Below are 16,506 nucleotides of genomic sequence, written 5' to 3' on the forward strand. Positions count from 1 at the left end.
GCTGCAGCAAGCTATCGCGCGCGCAGCCGCGCTCGGCAAGGTCAGCGCTTCTTGCGACCCTGATGCCGAATGTTGGCCGGCCGCCCGCGCCTCCCCATTGGCGGCGGCCGCCGCACCCGATCCTTGCGCGGCCCGGGACCACGCCCATAGTTCCCTTCCGGCAACTCGAACTTGAGCGCGCCACTCACCGGGTTCGCTTCCGCCAGCCGCAGCTGCAGCCGCTGTCCGACCCGGTAGGTTTCCCTGCTCTCCTCGCCGATCAGCTGCCGCGCATCCTCCTGGTAGCGGTAATATTCCGTCCCCAGCTGAGCCGCCGGGACCAGGCCGTCCCCACCGAGCCCATCAACCGTCGCGAAGAATCCAAACGGCTGCACGCCGGTGATCCGGCAGTCGAGCAGCTGCCCCACATGGTCCGAGAGATAAGCCGCGACATAGCGATCGATGGTTTCGCGCTCCGCCTCCATCGCCCGCCGCTCCAGCATCGAGATCTGCTCGCCGATCTCGCTGAACCGCTCGACGTCGTCCGCTGGCAGCGCCCCCTCGCCCAAGCCATAGGCCCGCACCAAGCTTCGGTGCACCAGCAGGTCGGCATAGCGGCGGATCGGGGAAGTGAAGTGGGCGTAGCTGCCCAGCGACAGCCCGAAGTGGCCAAGATTGTCCGGCGCGTAGCGGGCCTGCATCTGCGTGCGCAGCAGCTGCTCCATGATCTCCGGTCGGGCGTCGCTGTCCCCCACGCGCTCGATTACCCGATTGAAGGTCGCCGGTCGCACCACCTGGCCAAGCGCGAACTCCAGGTCGAACGTCTTGAGATAGTCCTTCAACGCAATCAGCTTCTCGCGGCTGGGCGTCTCGTGCACACGGTACATGACGGGTGCCTTCTTGGCCTCGAGCGCTTTCGCCGCCGCGACGTTCGCCGCGATCATGAAGTCCTCGACCAACCGGTGCGCGTCGAGCCGCTCGCGTGGTGCCACCGACGCGATCCGTCCCTTCTCATCAAGCACAACCTGCCGCTCGGGCAGGTCCAGCTCCAGCGGTTCACGTCGCTCCCGCGCCGCCAGCAATGCTCGCCAGCAGGCCCACAGTGGTCGCAACGCCGTCCGCACCAGCTCGGCCGGAACGGCGCCCTCCACCTCCGGCATGGAGCAGGGTGACGAACTGACCTCCACCCGCTGTTCGCCCGAAGCATCGATGGCGGCCTGCGCATCCTCATAGGCAATGTTCGCCGCGACCCGGATCACCGCCCGGCTGAACCGCCACGTGCGCAAGCTACCGTCCGCAGCGACCTGCAGGTGACAGGCAAGCGCCGCCCGGTCCGCGCCTTCTTTCAGCGAGCAGATGTCACTCGACAGTTCGTGCGGCAGCATCGGGACAACGCGATCGGGAAAGTAGACGCTGTTGCCGCGTCGCCGCGCCTCGCGGTCGAGGCTGCTGCCCGGTCGAACGTAAAAGCTGACGTCCGCGATGGCGACGATCGCGTCCCACCCGCCGCTTTCGCGGGGGGCAGCCCAGATCGCGTCGTCGTGATCGCGCGCGTCCGCCGGATCGATCGCGACGATCGGCAGATGCCGCAGGTCCTCTCGATCCTGTCCCAGCGCCAGGGTCGAAACCTGGCGCGCTTCGGCGATGGTCTCATCCCGAAATTCGTGCGGCAGCCCGTGCTTGTGGATCGCGATCAGGCTGAAGCTGCGCGGAGCGAAGGGATCGCCCAGCACCGCATCCACCCGTGCCGACACGCGCGGCGGCCGCCCGCTCGGCTCCGCAAGCACCAGGTCGCCCGTCTGCGCCTCGCCCAATTCACTGATCGGCAGCTCGCGCCTCTCGCGCTTGTCGACCGGCTTCAACCAGCGCCTTCCGTCCTCATCCTCATGCACCACGCCCAGGATCAGGTCAGCCGAGCGCTGCAGCTTCTTCATCAGATGTGCGACATGCCCGTTTCCGCGCTCCTCGGTGCGCGCCAGGATCCGGTCGTTCAGCGCCAGCGCCGAGCGCCGCCCCTGCTGCAGCACCCGCAGCTTCGGCGGCGGTCCATCTCCCTGCCAGTTGTCCGGTACGGCCACGGCGCCGTCGCCCACTTCGACCACCCGAAGCACGGTGACCTTGGGCACCCCGCCTGACTTATGGAAGGCGCGCCCTGGTGCCGAGTCGATCAGCCCCTCGTCGGCCATGTCCTTGAGCAGCGCCTTGAGCAGGATCTTGTCGTGCCCGTGGAGCCCGAAGGCCCGCGCGATCTCACGCTTTCCGGCGGGCTGTCCGGACGAGGTGATGAAGACGAGGATCTGCTGGCGGCTAGGCAGTCCGGGGGCAGTGGTTTTGCGGGGCATCCGGACTCAAGTGGCGGCTCCATCCCCCCGGAGCAAGCCTCAACGCCTGTCGCACGCCCTTGTGAACAGGCTGAGCCGCCGGCGTTCGCCTACTCGGCCGCAACGAGGTGCGGCTGACTGGTCCAGGCGCTGCCGTTGTCGGTGCGTCCCTTATTCCCACGCCGGTCCACCGCCACCGGGATGTCGCGGGCTCGCCGGTCCCACTTGCACGTTCGCGCCTGCTCGACCAGGCTCTTGGCCTCGGTGAGCAGAGCGTCGGCGGCTGCGCTGGTTGGGCGAATGCCTCATTGTTGAGAGTCATTCGCCCAACCATCGCCGCCGCCGTCAATTTGTGCCGCTCAGCTGATCCCGTGTCCTTGGGCCAGATACTCCGCCGAGCGCATCTCCTGAAGACGGCTGACGGTGCGCTGGAATTCGAATGCACCCGTTCCCGCCGTATAAAGCTCCTCTGGCTCCGCATCGGCTGCGGCGAGCAGCTTGACCTTGTGCTCGTACAGCGTGTCGATCAGCGTAACGAACCGCGCTGCCTCGTTGCGCTTGTCGGGACCCATGACCGGAATGCCGACGATGATCACCGTGTGGAACCGCTGCGCCACCGCGAGATAGTCCGCCGCGCCCCGCGCTTCGCCGCACAGCCGCTTGAACGAGAAAACCGCCACCCCCTTCAGGCTCTTGGGCACGTGCAGGGTCCGAGCGCCGCCAACGTCCAGTTCCTCGGTCGGGACCTTGGCGCGATCCTCGACGGGATAGTCCGTCAGCTGAAAGAAGGCGCGGCTGAGCGCGGCGGTTGCCGCCGGCCCGTTTGGCACATGCCATGTCTCGACCCCTTCCAGCCGGTCGAGCCGGTAATCGACGGGGCCATTGAGCGGGACGACCTGCATCCGCTGCTCGACAAGATCGATGAACGGCAGGAACAGCTCGCGATTGAGCCCATCCTTGTAGAGGTCCTGAGGAGGCCGGTTCGACGTTGTGACCACCGCCACGCCCTGTTCCAGCAAGGCCGTGAAAAGCCGCGAGAGGATCATCGCGTCCGCGGTGTTGTTGATCACCATCTCGTCGAAGCAGAGCAGCTTGGCCTCGGAAGCGATGCTGGCGGCGACCGGCGGGATCGGATCACCTGGCTGCTCCTCGCGGGAGCGGCGAATGCGCTGGTGCACGTCGAGCATGAAGGCGTGAAAATGGACCCGGCGCTTCGGACTGACCGGCACATGCTCGAAGGCGAGGTCCATCAGCATCGACTTGCCGCGCCCCACGCCGCCCCACAGGTAGACGCCACAGGCTGGTTGCTGTTGCCGCTTGAACAGCCGGGACAATAGACCTGGCGCTGGCTGCTGCAGGTCGGCCGCCAGCCGGTCCAGCGCGGCGACAGCGCGCGCCTGGTCGGGGTCGGCCTTCAGTTCACCAGCGGTCAGCAGAGCCCTGTACGCGGCCGCAACCGGACCGGTCATGTCCGCTCGCGCAACTTCTTCAACGTTCCGGTGAAGCTGTAGCAAGCGTCTCCGTCCTGCCGCACCACGCCTTGCAGAAAGGCCAGACCGCGAGTCTGCCGGATAAGTTCGACATGGCAGTCGAGCGGCTTGCCCGCTTCGCCCCGCGCGAGGAAATGGGTGGTGAGGTCCAGCGTCACATAATGGGCGCGCGCCATTCCGGCGCAACGTCCGCCGCCGAACAATGCCATGTCGATGAAACTCATCACCATGCCGCCGTGAAGCGAGCCGCCGAGGTTGAGGTGCTTCTCTGTCGGGAACATCCGCACCACCGCCCGGCCCTCGCCATCGGGACGGAAGATCATCTTGCCGACCTGGGCCGCAAAACTGTCGGGCGGCAGGTCGACCCAGCTGTACCAGCCGGGATGCTCGGGGTCCTCGCGCGCGCCGGAAGGGCGGTTTGGCAGATCTTCAGGTGCGTCCATCGCCGCGGGGGTTAACCGCCGTTGTGAGCGGGTGCAACATATGCGCCGGCGGCCACCGGCGCGAAAGCCGCCCGCTTAGGCCGCGCGCTCGGCGATCAGCTTCTTGGTTTCCGCGATCGCCTTGGCCGGGTTCAACCCCTTCGGGCAGACGTTGGCGCAGTTCATGATCGTGTGGCAGCGATACAGCCGGAACGGATCCTCCAGCTGGTCCAGACGCTCGCCGGTCATCTCGTCGCGGCTGTCCGCCAGCCAGCGATAAGCCTGGAGCAGGATCGCCGGCCCGAGGAAGCGATCGCCGTTCCACCAGTAGCTTGGGCAGCTGGTCGAGCAGCAGAAGCACAGGATGCACTCGTACAGCCCGTTGAGCTTTTCCCGATCCTCGGGGCTCTGCAGGCGCTCCTTGCCGCTCGGGTCCGGTGTCGCGGTCTTCAGCCACGGCTGGATGGAAGCATATTGGGCGTAAAGGTGGGTGAAGTCGGGGACCAGATCCTTGATCACGTCGCAGTGCGGCAGCGGGGTGATGCGCACCTCGCCCTTCACGTCCTCGATGGCGGTGGTGCAGGCGAGGCCATTGCGACCCGCGATGTTCATCGAACAGCTGCCGCAGATTCCCTCGCGGCACGACCGCCGGAACGTCAGGGTCGGATCGACCTCGTTCTTGATCTTGATGAGCGCGTCGAGAACCATCGGCCCGCACTCGTCAAGGTTCACCTCATAGGTGTCGTAGCGCGGGTTCTGCCCCGTGTCCGGGTCGTAGCGATAGACCTTGAACGACTTCACGCGGTTGGCGCCGGGCGGAGCCTTGAAGCTCTTGCCCTTCTTGCTGATGACGCTGTTCTTCGGAAGCGTGAACTCGGCCATGAAATCCTCGTGAAGCTTGGGGGCGACTTAGGCGCGCGGAGGGCCAAAGAAAAGCCCGGAGCAGCCGGGACTTAGGTCGGTAGCACTCAAGGCTCCCGGACGGCCTCGAGCACGGCGGCCGCATGGCCGGGCACCTTGACCTTGCGCCATGCCCTGATGACCGTTCCATCGGCACCGATCAGAAACGTCGCCCGCTCCATTCCCATATACTTGCGGCCGTACATCGACTTCTCGACCCAGGTGCCGAACGCTTCACTGATGGCGCCATCGTCGGTCGCCAGCGGTACCTTCAGCTCATATTTCCCGATGAATTTCTCATGGCTCTTCTCGCTGTCGCGGGACACGCCGATGACTTTTGCTCCGGCGGCTGCAAACTCGTCCGCCAGGGCGGTGAAATCCTGCGCTTCCTTGGTGCACCCCGAGGTGTCGTCCTTGGGATAGAAATACAGCACGATCTTCTTCCCCGGCGCGGCTAGGTCCACGCTGGCGCCATCCGTCGTTGTCACGCCAAGCGCCGGTGCGCGCTGCCCTTCCTCGATCATTGTCCCTCCTTCACCCGTGCCCATAAAGCCGCGATCCTCTGCCGCGCGGCGCTCATTGCCGCAAGCAACGCGGGGAAGTCACCCTGTCCGCAAAGCCGTGCAAGCAGGGTCTGGGTTGGCGGCGTAAGCTTGACCTGCCCGGGCGCGAGGAGCCGCAGGCAGACGAGGATTCGGGACAGCAGGCGGAGGTCGGCATCGACCTGGGGCGCGTCGAGCAACCCGGCCTCCCCAAGCTCCTCGATGGCGACCTCAAGGCGCGCATCGAGCCCTCGCGCAGTCGACAGCTGCAGCGTGTGCACCGCGAACTCCAGGTCGACCAGCCCGCCGTCTCCAAGCTTGACGTCCAGCGGTCCCCACGCCGGCTTGTGGCGGCTCATGTCCGCTCGCATAGCCGCTGAATCCGCGCGCACCTTGGCGGGATCGCGGGGCATGGCGAGAACGTCACGGATCGCCCCCGTCACCGCCTCCCGCGCGGCTGGCGAGCCGGTCAGCGGACGCGCGCGGCACAGCGCCATATGCTCCCAGGTCCACGCCTCACCGCGCTGATAAGCCTCGAATGCCTGCAGACTGACCGCCAGCATGCCCTGCTCGCCCTGCGGCCGAAGCCTTGTGTCGACTTCGTAAAGCGGTCCCGCGGCCGTGGGCACGCTGAGCGCCGCGACGACCCGGCGTGCTAGCCGGTTGTAATAATCGGCCGGGGTAAGCGGCTTGGCGTGGTCGCTCTGCGCGCCGTCCGGGGCGTCGTAGATGAAGATGAGATCGAGGTCGGAGGCATGGGTCAGCGCCCGCCCGCCCAGCCGGCCAAGGGCCAGCACGACCAGCTCGCCGCCGGGCACCGTGCCATGGCTCTGCTCGAAATCGGCCTGCGCCAGTGCCGCCAGCGCGATCACCGTTCCTTCGGCGACATCGCTATACCCTTCGGCGATCGCGATCGGATCGCGGTGCCCGCTGACCAATTGCACGCCAAGCCCGAAGCGCCGCTCGCCGACCACCGCCCGCGCCCGGTCGAGCGCCGCGTCGTACGGCAGTCCAGCGACGGCCCGGGACAGCCGCTCGGCGAACTCCCCCGCGGAGGGGGGGAGCGCGAAGCTGGAGGCATCGAGCAGCCCGTCGAGCAGCTCCGGTCGCCGCCCCAGCTGCGCGGCGAGCGCCGGCGCATGGCTGAGGATGGTGGCGAGCAGCGCCCCCAACTCCGGTTGCGCCGCGATCAGCCGGTAGAAATTCACTCCGCTTGATAGCCGTTCGACCAGATCCGCGAGCCGGTTGAGCGCCGCGGCCGGGTCTGGCCCTTGCGCGATGGCACCGAGCAGGGCCGGCAGCATGGCCTCGAAAGCATCGCGTGCTGTCGCCGAGCGCAGCGAACGTGCCCTGCCCGATCGCCAGTCCGCCACATGCCGCGCGGGCAGCTGGGGGTCCACGAACCCCATGCGCTTCAGCTCGTCGCCGAGAATCTGCGGATCGTTGCTGAGCCGGCCGCCCCGATCGTCGGCGAGTTCTCCGAACAATCGCTCGGTCGCGCTCACGTGCGGGCGCAGCCACGCGAGCAGCGCCGCGCCATCGGCGAGCCCGTGCAAAGTCGCCACCTGGTCTAGCGGAGCGCCCGCCGCGGGAAGCAGATGCGTTTGCGCGTCCGCGATCATTTGCACCCGGTGTTCGGCGGTGCGAAGTGCCCGGTAGGCGCTGGAAAGCGCGTTCGCATCCGCTTCGCTGAGCTTTCCCGCGTCTCGCAGCGCGCCAAGCGCGTCGAGCGTTGCCGGCGTCCGCAGTGCCGGCTCACGACCGGCGTGGATCAATTGCTGGATCTGGGCGAAGAACTCGACCTCGCGAATGCCGCCGCGGCCGCGCTTCAGGTCGTACCCCGGACCAAGTTCCTGCCCTTGGCTGTAATGGTCACGAATGCGGGTCGAGATCGCCCGGATCTCGTCCACCACGCCGAAGTCCAGGCTCCGTCGCCAGACGAACGGCTGGATCGCGCCAAGGAAGGAGCGGGCGAGGTCTATGTCGCCAGCGCAGGCGCGCGCCCGGATGAACGCTGCCCGTTCCCACGGCAGCGCCGAACTCTCGTAATAAGAGATGGCCGCGCCCACCGACAGGGCGATCGGGGTCACCTCGGGAGACGGCCGCAGTCGCAGGTCGACCCGCACCACATAACCATGCTCGTCGCGGCGCTGGAGCAGCTCGATCAGCCGCTGGCCATACCGTACAGCCGCCTCCCCTGGATCGTCGCGCCCGCGCCGAGGCAGCGTGTCCGGATCGAACAGCAGGATGAGGTCCACATCCGAGCTGTAGTTGAGCTCACGGCTGCCGAGCTTGCCTAGTGCAAGCACCGTCAATCCGGCGAAGGGTACCTCGTCACCCATCCGCTCGGTCACCGCCTGCCGAAGCGCTGCATCGATCGCACCGTCGGCGAAGTCGGACAGTGCGGCGGTCACCTGCTCGAGGGCGAACTCGCTGGACAGGTCACCAAGGGCGGTCGCCAGCGCCAGCCGCAGGCGCTGACGGCGAAGCCGTTCCGCGAGCGGAAGGTCAGCGCCGATCCGCAACGCTGTGGCGACTGCCGCTTCCGGTCCGTGCTCGCGAAAGTCGCCAACCACGTCCGCACAGCGCTCGATCGCCTCACCAAGGAACGGCGAGCAGCTTCGCGCGCGCTGCAGTGCAGTGTCGCGGATAAGCAACTCCGAAGCGCCTTGCATGATCACTGACCGTTCCAATGGCTGGTCCGACGAAACTCCACGCCACTTACCGCGTTGAAGAAACAAATGGTTTCAGAAACTGCCAAGAAGGCGGCGGGTCTAAGTGAGCGCAACATGGATCGACGAGTCATTCGTGTCGAGCTTCCGCCCGCCCATGCCGGTGTGACCGCCGCTTTGCGGCGCGCGTTCGCACAAGCGTCGACTACCGGCGAGGACCGCCAGTTCGACGACCTCCTCGCGCGCCTGGGCTGAGCCCGCGTCCCACACAAAAGCAGCGGGCCAGTGCCTCCTTGAGAGACACTGGCCCGCTTCGCTGTGATTCTCTTGGGGTTCGTCAGTCCCGGTCGCGCGCGAGCTCGTCGACTTCGCCCATGATCTGCGACAATGCGGAAACGTTCGGATCGGTCTTGTGCTGACGCCGGCTCGGCAGCTTTCCGCCTGACAGCAGCTGCTCCAGCGCCACTCGCCCACGCGCCACGCGGCTCTTGATGGTGCCGACCGCGCAGCCGCAGATCTCGGCCGCCTCTTCATAGGCGAAACCGCCGGCACCGACGAGGATCAGCGCTTCGCGCTGCGGCTGCGGCAGGTGCATCAGCGCCCGCTGCATGTCGCCCAGTTCCACGTGCCTGTCCTGGCTGGCCGGTGCCGCGAGCAACTTGGAGGCGGTCAATTCGTCCCACTCGCCCTTGAACCGAGCTCGGCGCATCTGGCTCAGGAACAGGTTGCGCAAAATGATGAAGGTCCAGGCGCGCATGTTGGTGCCGGCCTGGAAGCGCTTGCGTGCTGCCCAGGCCTTGAGCAGGGTTTCCTGGACAAGGTCATCGGCCAGGTCACGGCTGCCAGAAAGCGAGCGGCCGAAGGCGCGAAGGTGCGGAATGACCTGCGCCAGCTGGTCCTTGAACTCTGGATCGGAAAGGGGAATCGGCTCCGGCTTGGGGGCCTCCACTTCGTCCAAGTCGTCGATATCTTCGTGAGCGCTCAAATTCCCCCACTCGCCACTACCGGCGCGTTGCGCGGCCGGAACCTCATTAGACAGCTTTGGCTGAGACAAACAGTCCACGGCCTTAACGGCCGCCTACCCATATAATGATGGCGAAGATCAGGATTACCAGACCCAGGCCACCGAACAGCGCCACCCGCGCCATGTGCGGCGTGGTACCCGCGCGCGCCTCCGTTCCGGTCAGATGTTCCGGCCGATCCTGTTCCATGATGCTACGTTCCCCGACGATGCGTTTGATAAGCCAACGCAACGCTGGGAACCGGAGTTCCCTCGGTTCGGCGGATTAACCTGCCGGAACCGTCGCCGCGTCGAAGAACAGGGCCTGCGCGATCGCCGCCTTCACCGTGGCGCGCTGGAACGGCTTGGTGATGAGGAAGGTCGGCTCCGGACGGGTACCGGTGAGCAGCCGCTCCGGGAAGGCCGTGATGAAGATCACCGGCACCGCGAATTCCACCAGGATGTCGCGCACTGCGTCAATTCCGCTGCTGTCATCGGCCAGCTGGATGTCGGCCAGCACCAGGCCCGGCGGGTGCGCGCGAGCCTGCGCCACCGCCTCGTCGCGGGTCACCGCAACGCCGGTGACATTGTGGCCGAGGTCGCGAACGATCGTCTCGATGTCCATCGCGATGATCGGCTCGTCCTCGATGATGAGCACGTCGGCATGGGTCTGCCGCTCGATTTCCTCCATCGCTTCGGACACGAGGTTCTCGACCTCGTCCGGACTGGCGCCGATCAAGTAACCGGCATCGTTGGACGAGAAGCCTTCAAGCGCGGTCAGCAGCAGTGCCTGGCGCGACAGCGGAGTGACCCGCGACAGGCGTGCCTGTGCGATGCTCTCCGGATTGCCGAGGTCGCCTGCAAAGCCGTCCTCGCCTTCCTCGATGTTGGCGGTCGACCAGATGGCGTGGAATGTCTTGTAAAGGCCAAGCCGCGGTTCGACGTCGCGCGGAAAACTGTCCGGGGCGGCAACGATCGCCTCCAGCGTTGCGCGGACGAACGCGTCGCCATGAGTCTGGCTGCCGGTCAGCGCACGGGCATACCGGCGCAGAAATGGCAGATGCGGAGCGAGTTCCTGGCCCAGCGACATATTCGGCTAATTCTCCATGATCGACATTTGGCCCCCTATTGGAAGCCGCAACGGCAATGTGCAACCCTGCGGCACAGGGCGCATTTTTCTTATCGCGAGCCCGGAACAAACAGCGGGCAATAAGGTTTCCGTGCCGAGGCTGACCGCATCTCGTTGACGAGGCGGCTGCTCGACTTCTAGGGGGGCGTTTCGTGCAGTCTCTGCGCTTTCCAGATGAGATCACGAGTATTTTGCGCCATGGCAATGTCGGCGTTACGGGGGACGAAAGGTTGAGTGCGAACAACGATGCGGAAAACCGCCCTCCCCCAAGAGAGCGGAGCGAGGCGCCGAAGAAGCGCCGCCGCACCGATCCGCCGGGTTCGGTCGGGCGCGCGCTCAAGACCGTCTATGACGACACTCTCCGTGAAGAAGTGCCCAACGACTTCCTCGACCTTCTCGGCAAGCTCAGCTGACCGTTCTCGCGCCATTGGCGTAGCGGCATGAACGGACTGCTCGGCTGGTTCCGTCGCCTGCCCACCCCTGGCAAGCTGCTGATCATCCTGTCCGCGGCCATTCTTCCGCTGGGCCTGGTCCTGGTCTGGGCGGCAACAACCAGTATCAACCGCGCCAATCAGGCGCTCATTTCCGAGACGGAAACCCGCAGCCGCGGCGCCAGTCGCGCGGTTGAAAGCCTGCTGTCGCGCAATGTCCTGGCGCTGCGAATCGCTGCCACTGCGGCGCTCCGCACCCCGGGCGACGACGCCTGCGCACTTGCCAAGCGCTCGCTCAGCGTTTCGCCCAATGTAGCGGGAAGCTTCGCCCTGCAGGATGCGAACGGCCAACTGCTCTGCACGGTGGGCACCATCCAGCTACCGAATGAGGGTGCGCTTATCGCCCCCGGCAAGGTCCGCTTGTGGCTCTCACCGAGCGGAAACGTGCTCTACTATCGCGTCGGCGTGCTTGGCGGGATCGGCACCGGAACCCTCTCCCGGGAAGAATTGCGCGATGCCGCGCTGACCTCCACCGACACGCTGCGTCGGCTCACCATCTCCGACCGTCAGACCACTGCCACCCTGATCGACGACGAAAACGCGGCTGCGGACCCGCCCGTCGAACTTCCTCGCCATGACGCCGACCTCCAGCTGATCGATCGTGACTGGACGATCGCTGGCAACCAGCTGTCGGTTCACACCGCGGCCTATGTGCGCCGGATTACGGCGGGCGAGCGCAGCGTGATCCTGCTTCCGCTGGTGATGTGGATCCTCGCCGCCCTGCTCAGCTGGCTGATGGTCAGCCGCTTCCTCATCCGCCCGCTTCGCCGGGTGCAGCGCGCGGTCAGCAGTTATGAACCCGGCAGCGGTGACCTCAAGCTGCCAGAACGGCTCGGCTCTGCGACGGAGATCCAGGAACTCGCCGCCAGCTTCAGCCGCGCGGTTGTCCGGATCGAGCAGTCGGAAAAAGACATGGCCGTGGCCCTCGAAGGGCAGCGCCGCCTGGTTCGTGAAGTTCATCACCGCGTGAAGAACAACCTGCAGGTCATCGCCTCGCTGCTCAACATCCACAGTCGAACCACCGCCGCCCCGGAGGCGCGCGATGCGTATGCATCGATCGGCCGCCGGGTGGATGCGCTCGCCGTTGTCCACCGCAATCATTATGCCGAGCTCGAGGAAAATCGCGGCATCTCGCTACGTCCGCTGATCAGCGAGCTTGCCTCCAGCTTGCGTGGAAGCGCACCGGACAGTGCCCGGCGCTTCAACATCGACCTGCAGCTGGACACACTCAACACCACCCAGGACTCCGCCGTCGCACTCGCCTTTTTCACCACCGAAGTGGTTGAATGCGCGATGCTGACGCACCCGAACGACGCGGTCCGCCTTACCCTTGAGCGGATCAACGACCTGTCGGCGCGCTATACCATCGCGGCCACCCTGCTGGACCCGGCGACCGTCGACGAACGCCCCCAGTTCGAACGGATCATCAGCGGGCTCGCCAAGCAATTGCGCTCGCCGCTCGAACGCGAGCCCGGCAGTTACAGCGTGATCTGTCCCGTGTTTCCGCCGCGCGATTACCGGGAAGAAGAAAAATCGGTGCTGCCCGAAAAAAGTTGAGGTGCGCCGGAACAAGCCTCCGGGATTGTCGTTCTACTCTTCGGATAGCGACCTTTTGCCCCCCCGCTCTCGCTGTCCGCTTACATGGGCCCGGAACCGCTTACCCTCCCCCCCCCCGGTAGCGCTTCCGGGCCCACTTGTGTCTGGGGCAGCAGAAATCAGAGAAATTCAGGCGGCAGGATCCGGCGCGGCAGCGGCCTTGCGGGCGGCGCGCCAGTGCGTGATCCGGATCGCCAGCAGCGCGAATTCATACAGCGCGTAGAGCGGCACCAGCAGCAGCAGCATGGACACGGCGTCCGGCGGCGTCAGTACGGCGGCGACCGCGGCACAGACGACGATCGCGTGCCGCCGGCGGCTGGCCAGCTGCTCGCGGGTGACGATGCCCGCCCGCTCCAGGATCATCAGCAGCACAGGCGTGAGAAAGGCGACGCCAAAGCCGAACAGGAAACGGGTGACGAAATTGAGGTAATTGCCGACGCCGGGCAGCGCCTCCTGCTGCACCCCGCCGATCTGCCCGTCGAAGCCCAGCAGGAACTTCAGCGCCCACGGCATCGCCACGTAAAAAGCGAACAGTGCCCCGGCGGCGAAGAAAAAGGGCGTCATGAGGAGGAAGGGCAAGAAGGCCTTCTTCTCCTTCACATAAAGGCCCGGCGCGATGAACCGCCACGCCTGTGTCGCGAATACCGGGAAGCAGAGCATCAGGGCCGCGAACAGCGCTACCTTCACTTCGGAGAAGAACGCTTCGAACACGTCGGTGTAGATGAGTTTGGCCTGCCCGGCGCGGGCCAGTGGCTGCAACAGCACGGAGTAGATCGGCCGGGCGAAATACATGCACAGGAAGAAAGCGGCGATCAGCGTCACCAGGCTGATCAGCAGCCGCCGTCGAAGCTCGATCAGATGTTCGAGAAGCGGTTGCTTGGTGTCGTCGATGTCCTTCACGGCAGCGGGCGTCCCGTATGGTCGGGTTCGCCCAGCGGCAATCGTGGCTCGTCGGCGGGCGTCTCCGGCGACGGCAGCGGCGGTTCCGCGGGTGGTGGAAGCGAAGTCATTACCGGCCCGGGAATGTCCTGCGGAGTCGCCGTCAAGCCGAGTGGATCGACCGGGAATTGCCGCATGATCCGCTCATTCTCTTCCCTCCAGCGCTTCTCCATCTCCTCCAGCTCGGCTTCGCGCATGATGTTCTCGATGCCCGCGGTGAAGTGCCGGGCATGGGCGCGCACCTTGCCCACCAGGCGCCCGACCGTGCGCATGGTGGCCGGCAGTTCCTTGGGGCCGATGAAGATCAGCGCCAGAACGGCGACGATGAAGAGTTCGCTGCTGTCGACGCCGAACATCGGCGCGTGCCCTGGCGCTTAAACGCGCGGGTCCTGCGCCGGCGGCGGCGGGGGCGGCGGGGCGACAGGATCGGCCGCACGCGGATGAGCGGTCACGTCGATCGGGCGCTCCGGGCTACCCAGCCGGCTCTGATCCCGCTGCTGCTGCTCGTGGCGGCGGCGCTGGTCCTCCTCGTCGTCGGCCATGCCGGCCTTGAAGTTCTTGAGGCCCTTGGCGACGTCTCCCATCATCGCGGAAAAGCGATTGCCGCCAAACAGCAGCAGCACCAGCAGCGCGAACAGAAGAATGTGCCAGAAACTGAAGCCGCCCATGACCAACTACTCCTAATCTGGGGGCTATCTAGTCTTCTTCCTCGGCGCTTTCCAGTTGCAGTTGGTTCACGGTGAGGTCGACCGGGTCGAGCAGCCCGGCCGCCCGCAGGTCGTCGATCCCCGGCAGGTCACGACGGGAGCCCAGACCGAAGTGCCCGAGGAACTCGGCGGTGGTGGCATAGAGCAGCGGTCGGCCGGGTGCTTCGCGCCGTCCGGCCGGCCTGACCCAGCCCGCCTCCATCAGCACGTCGAGCGTGCCCTTCGATATCTGCACTCCGCGGATTGCTTCGATCTCGGCCCTGCTGACCGGCTCGTGATAGGCGATGATGGCCAGCGTCTCGGTGGCCGCGCGGCTTAGGCGGCGCGGCTCCTCGCGGGTGCGGCGAAGTAGGTGCGCGAGGTCCGGCGCGGTCTGGAAGTGCCAACGCTCGCCGCGCTCTACCAGCTGGACGCCACGGCCGGCATAATGGTCGGCCAGTTCAGCCAGCGCCGCCTTCACGTCGCCCTCGCCGACCTGGACGGCGATGTCGTCCAGCGTCAGCGGCGTTTCGGCGGCGAACAGGGTCGCCTCGACCGCTCGGAGGAATTCGTCGATCATCAGCTGTTCGCCGCCCGCGCGCGCACCATCAGCGGTTCGAACGGTCCGCCCTGCTGCAGTTCGATCTGCCCTTTCTTCGCCAGCTCCAGTGTCGCTGCAAAGGAGGAGGCCAGCGCGCTCCGGCGGAACACGGGATCCTGTGTGGCCGGCAGGAAGCTTTCCAACTGGCTCCACTCCAGCCGGGCCCCGACCAGGGCCGAAACCCGCTCGATCGCTTCCTCCAACGTCAGCACTGCGCGCCGAGCGATCATGTGCACGACCGGCGCGGACCGGGCGCGAATGGCGCCATAGGCCGCGTACAGGTCGAAAGCGGTCGCCTGCCACGCCGCCTTGCGGACCAGCCGCAGGCCTTCGGGCGCCCCGCGCAGGAACACGTCCCGGCCGATGCGGTCGCCGCCCATCAGCCGCGCTCCCGCCTCCCGCATGGCGTCGAGACGCTGAAGCCGCAGCTGCAGCCGGGCCGCGAGTTCCTCGGGGCTCGGGTCGGCCTGCGGGTCCTTGGGCAGGAGCAGGCAGGATTTCAGATAGGCCAGCCACGCCGCCATCACGAGATAGTCGGCGGCGATTTCCAGCCTCAGGGCCCGCGCCCCGTTCAAATAGCTGAGATATTGCTCCACCAGCGCCAGGATGGAAATTTGTGCCAGGTCCACCTTCTGCGTCCGCGCGAGGTTCAGCAGCAGGTCCAGCGGCCCCTCCCACGCGCCAAGGCTGAGGGTCAGCTCATCGTCATGGCGCAGGGGGAGTTCGGCGGTCACACCAGGGCCAGCAGCTCGTCGCGCTTGGCGGTGACTTCCGCAAGGTCGGGTCCCTCGCCTTCCAGCATCAACCCGGCCATCGCCCTCGCCAGCCGAGCGTCGGCCTCCGCCGTCAGCGCACCGACACGGGCGGCGACGTCGAGCATCTCCTCCAGCTTGCCGGAACAATGCAGGGTGGCGTCGCAACCCGCCGCGATGGCCACCGCCGAGCGCTCGCCGGGCGTGCCCTGCAGCGCTTCCATGCCGATGTCGTCCGTCATCAGGAAGCCGCCAAAGCCGATCCGCTGACGAATGATCCGCTCGATCACCGTCGGCGACTGGCTCGATGGGCGCTCGGCGTCCCAGGCGGTGAACACGATATGGGCGACCATGCCCATGGGCGCCGCCGCCAGCCGCTCGAACGGCTCCAGGTCGACAGCCAAGGCTTCGTCCGAGGCGGTGACGATCGGCAGTTCCTTGTGGCTGTCGACCAGCGCGCGACCGTGACCGGGCATGTGCTTGAGCACACCCAGCACCCCGGCCGTCGCCATGCCGTCAAGCACCGCACGACCGAGCGCCGCCACCTGCATCGGCTCGCCGCCATAAGCACGGTCCCCGACAATGTCGGTCGCGCCTGGCTGCCGGACGTCGAGCATCGGCAGGCAGTTCACATTGACCCCGCATTCGGCGAGCACCAGCGCGATTGCGCGGGCGTTCATCCGCGCCGCCTCGATCGCCGAAGACGGCGCCAACTGGTAAAGCTTGTCGAATGCCTCGCCGCTCGGAAAGGACGGCCATTCCGGCGGCCGCATCCGTGCCACCCGGCCGCCTTCCTGGTCGATCAGGATCGGCAGCTCGGGCCGGCCGTGGATCTCGCGCAGGCTGTCGGTCAACGCCTTCAGCTGCGCGCGGTTCTCGCAATTGCGACGGAACAGGATGTAGCCGGCAGGATCGACGTCGGCGAAAAACGCCCGTTCGTCGGCGCTGAGTGCCGGCCCTGCCAGGGAATAGATGGCAGCCTGCAT

General features: G+C 66.5%; 18 protein-coding genes. 3 read left to right on the forward strand and 15 right to left on the reverse strand.

What is annotated here, in order from left to right; all coding sequences use genetic code 11:
* Positions 1-41: 41 nt before the first annotated feature.
* The 6 genes from rnr to M8312_RS07240 all read right to left on the reverse strand — a co-directional run bounded on the left by rnr (position 42) and on the right by M8312_RS07240 (position 8,329).
* Complete coding sequence (gene rnr / locus M8312_RS07215; protein ID WP_250119686.1) at positions 42-2,321, reverse strand: ribonuclease R; 2,280 nt, start codon at positions 2,319-2,321, stop codon at positions 42-44.
* A gap of 338 nt (positions 2,322-2,659) precedes the next feature.
* Positions 2,660-3,769, reverse strand: coding sequence for a cell division protein ZapE (gene zapE / locus M8312_RS07220; protein ID WP_250119687.1), 1,110 nt, complete (start codon positions 3,767-3,769; stop codon positions 2,660-2,662).
* Positions 3,766-4,233, reverse strand: a complete 468-nt coding sequence (locus M8312_RS07225; RefSeq protein WP_250119688.1) for a PaaI family thioesterase — start codon at positions 4,231-4,233, stop codon at positions 3,766-3,768. Before M8312_RS07225 ends, zapE begins: the two co-directional genes overlap by 4 nt.
* 75 nt (positions 4,234-4,308) lie before the next feature.
* The gene (locus tag M8312_RS07230) at positions 4,309-5,094 is read right to left on the reverse strand and encodes a succinate dehydrogenase iron-sulfur subunit (protein ID WP_250119689.1); all 786 of its coding nucleotides are present in this window, start codon (positions 5,092-5,094) and stop codon (positions 4,309-4,311) included.
* Positions 5,095-5,180: 86 nt separating this feature from the next.
* Positions 5,181-5,636, reverse strand: coding sequence for a peroxiredoxin (locus tag M8312_RS07235; protein WP_250119690.1), 456 nt, complete (start codon positions 5,634-5,636; stop codon positions 5,181-5,183).
* Positions 5,633-8,329, reverse strand: a complete 2,697-nt coding sequence (locus tag M8312_RS07240) for a bifunctional [glutamine synthetase] adenylyltransferase/[glutamine synthetase]-adenylyl-L-tyrosine phosphorylase (RefSeq protein ID WP_250119728.1) — start codon at positions 8,327-8,329, stop codon at positions 5,633-5,635. The genes M8312_RS07235 and M8312_RS07240 overlap by 4 nt, the downstream gene beginning before the upstream one ends.
* 66 nt (positions 8,330-8,395) lie before the next feature.
* Between M8312_RS07240 and M8312_RS07245 the strand changes: the two genes are divergently transcribed.
* Positions 8,396-8,581: a hypothetical protein gene (locus M8312_RS07245; protein ID WP_250119691.1), complete on the forward strand. Its 186-nt coding sequence runs from the start codon at positions 8,396-8,398 to the stop codon at positions 8,579-8,581.
* Positions 8,582-8,663: 82 nt separating this feature from the next.
* On the opposite strand, the gene M8312_RS07250 is transcribed toward M8312_RS07245, so the two are convergent.
* The 3 genes from M8312_RS07250 to M8312_RS07260 all read right to left on the reverse strand — a co-directional run bounded on the left by M8312_RS07250 (position 8,664) and on the right by M8312_RS07260 (position 10,416).
* Positions 8,664-9,311, reverse strand: a complete 648-nt coding sequence (locus M8312_RS07250; protein ID WP_502957446.1) for a sigma-70 family RNA polymerase sigma factor — start codon at positions 9,309-9,311, stop codon at positions 8,664-8,666.
* Positions 9,312-9,393: 82 nt separating this feature from the next.
* Positions 9,394-9,537 (reverse strand): hypothetical protein, encoded by a 144-nt coding sequence (locus M8312_RS07255; RefSeq protein ID WP_250119692.1) that lies wholly within the window; start codon positions 9,535-9,537, stop codon positions 9,394-9,396.
* A 75-nt stretch (positions 9,538-9,612) separates the two neighbouring features.
* Positions 9,613-10,416: a response regulator gene (locus M8312_RS07260; RefSeq protein WP_250119693.1), complete on the reverse strand. Its 804-nt coding sequence runs from the start codon at positions 10,414-10,416 to the stop codon at positions 9,613-9,615.
* A gap of 191 nt (positions 10,417-10,607) precedes the next feature.
* Here M8312_RS07260 and M8312_RS07265 point away from each other — a divergent pair, with 191 nt between their 5' ends.
* On the forward strand, positions 10,608-10,868 hold the full coding sequence (locus M8312_RS07265) for a NepR family anti-sigma factor (protein WP_250119694.1): 261 nt from the start codon (positions 10,608-10,610) through the stop codon (positions 10,866-10,868).
* A gap of 27 nt (positions 10,869-10,895) precedes the next feature.
* Positions 10,896-12,503 (forward strand): sensor histidine kinase, encoded by a 1,608-nt coding sequence (locus M8312_RS07270; RefSeq protein ID WP_250119695.1) that lies wholly within the window; start codon positions 10,896-10,898, stop codon positions 12,501-12,503.
* Positions 12,504-12,671: 168 nt separating this feature from the next.
* On the opposite strand, the gene tatC is transcribed toward M8312_RS07270, so the two are convergent.
* From tatC to nagZ, 6 genes are read right to left on the reverse strand one after another with little or no spacing between them, the layout of a single operon-like run.
* Positions 12,672-13,442, reverse strand: coding sequence for a twin-arginine translocase subunit TatC (gene tatC, locus M8312_RS07275; protein WP_250119696.1), 771 nt, complete (start codon positions 13,440-13,442; stop codon positions 12,672-12,674).
* Positions 13,439-13,837, reverse strand: a complete 399-nt coding sequence (locus M8312_RS07280) for a Sec-independent protein translocase subunit TatA/TatB (RefSeq protein WP_250117062.1) — start codon at positions 13,835-13,837, stop codon at positions 13,439-13,441. Before M8312_RS07280 ends, tatC begins: the two co-directional genes overlap by 4 nt.
* Positions 13,838-13,855: 18 nt before the next feature.
* Positions 13,856-14,149 (reverse strand): twin-arginine translocase TatA/TatE family subunit, encoded by a 294-nt coding sequence (locus M8312_RS07285; protein ID WP_250117063.1) that lies wholly within the window; start codon positions 14,147-14,149, stop codon positions 13,856-13,858.
* 28 nt (positions 14,150-14,177) lie between these two features.
* Positions 14,178-14,747, reverse strand: coding sequence for an SMC-Scp complex subunit ScpB (scpB, locus tag M8312_RS07290; protein ID WP_250117064.1), 570 nt, complete (start codon positions 14,745-14,747; stop codon positions 14,178-14,180).
* Positions 14,747-15,502 (reverse strand): segregation and condensation protein A, encoded by a 756-nt coding sequence (locus tag M8312_RS07295; RefSeq protein WP_250117065.1) that lies wholly within the window; start codon positions 15,500-15,502, stop codon positions 14,747-14,749. The genes scpB and M8312_RS07295 overlap by 1 nt, the downstream gene beginning before the upstream one ends.
* Positions 15,499-16,506: a beta-N-acetylhexosaminidase gene (gene nagZ / locus M8312_RS07300; protein ID WP_250117066.1), complete on the reverse strand. Its 1,008-nt coding sequence runs from the start codon at positions 16,504-16,506 to the stop codon at positions 15,499-15,501. The genes M8312_RS07295 and nagZ overlap by 4 nt, the downstream gene beginning before the upstream one ends.

Source organism: Sphingomonas sp. KRR8, assembly GCF_023559245.1.
Lineage (GTDB): Bacteria > Pseudomonadota > Alphaproteobacteria > Sphingomonadales > Sphingomonadaceae > Sphingomicrobium.

Excerpts from the sequence above, each read along its gene's own strand:
- M8312_RS07225 (WP_250119688.1), bottom strand. The coding sequence starts at position 4,233 with ATGGACGCACCTGAAGATCTGCCAAACCGCCCTTCCGGCGCGCGCGAG.
- M8312_RS07280 (WP_250117062.1), bottom strand. The coding sequence starts at position 13,837 with ATGTTCGGCGTCGACAGCAGCGAACTCTTCATCGTCGCCGTTCTGGCG.
- M8312_RS07255 (WP_250119692.1), bottom strand. The coding sequence starts at position 9,537 with ATGGAACAGGATCGGCCGGAACATCTGACCGGAACGGAGGCGCGCGCG.
- M8312_RS07230 (WP_250119689.1), bottom strand. The coding sequence starts at position 5,094 with ATGGCCGAGTTCACGCTTCCGAAGAACAGCGTCATCAGCAAGAAGGGC.
- zapE (WP_250119687.1), bottom strand. The coding sequence starts at position 3,769 with ATGACCGGTCCGGTTGCGGCCGCGTACAGGGCTCTGCTGACCGCTGGT.
- nagZ (WP_250117066.1), bottom strand. The coding sequence starts at position 16,506 with ATGCAGGCTGCCATCTATTCCCTGGCAGGGCCGGCACTCAGCGCCGAC.
- M8312_RS07260 (WP_250119693.1), bottom strand. The coding sequence starts at position 10,416 with ATGTCGCTGGGCCAGGAACTCGCTCCGCATCTGCCATTTCTGCGCCGG.
- scpB (WP_250117064.1), bottom strand. The coding sequence starts at position 14,747 with ATGATCGACGAATTCCTCCGAGCGGTCGAGGCGACCCTGTTCGCCGCC.
- M8312_RS07240 (WP_250119728.1), bottom strand. The coding sequence starts at position 8,329 with ATGCAAGGCGCTTCGGAGTTGCTTATCCGCGACACTGCACTGCAGCGC.
- M8312_RS07270 (WP_250119695.1), top strand. The coding sequence starts at position 10,896 with ATGAACGGACTGCTCGGCTGGTTCCGTCGCCTGCCCACCCCTGGCAAG.
- M8312_RS07285 (WP_250117063.1), bottom strand. The coding sequence starts at position 14,149 with ATGGGCGGCTTCAGTTTCTGGCACATTCTTCTGTTCGCGCTGCTGGTG.
- M8312_RS07245 (WP_250119691.1), top strand. The coding sequence starts at position 8,396 with ATGGTTTCAGAAACTGCCAAGAAGGCGGCGGGTCTAAGTGAGCGCAAC.
- rnr (WP_250119686.1), bottom strand. The coding sequence starts at position 2,321 with ATGCCCCGCAAAACCACTGCCCCCGGACTGCCTAGCCGCCAGCAGATC.
- M8312_RS07235 (WP_250119690.1), bottom strand. The coding sequence starts at position 5,636 with ATGATCGAGGAAGGGCAGCGCGCACCGGCGCTTGGCGTGACAACGACG.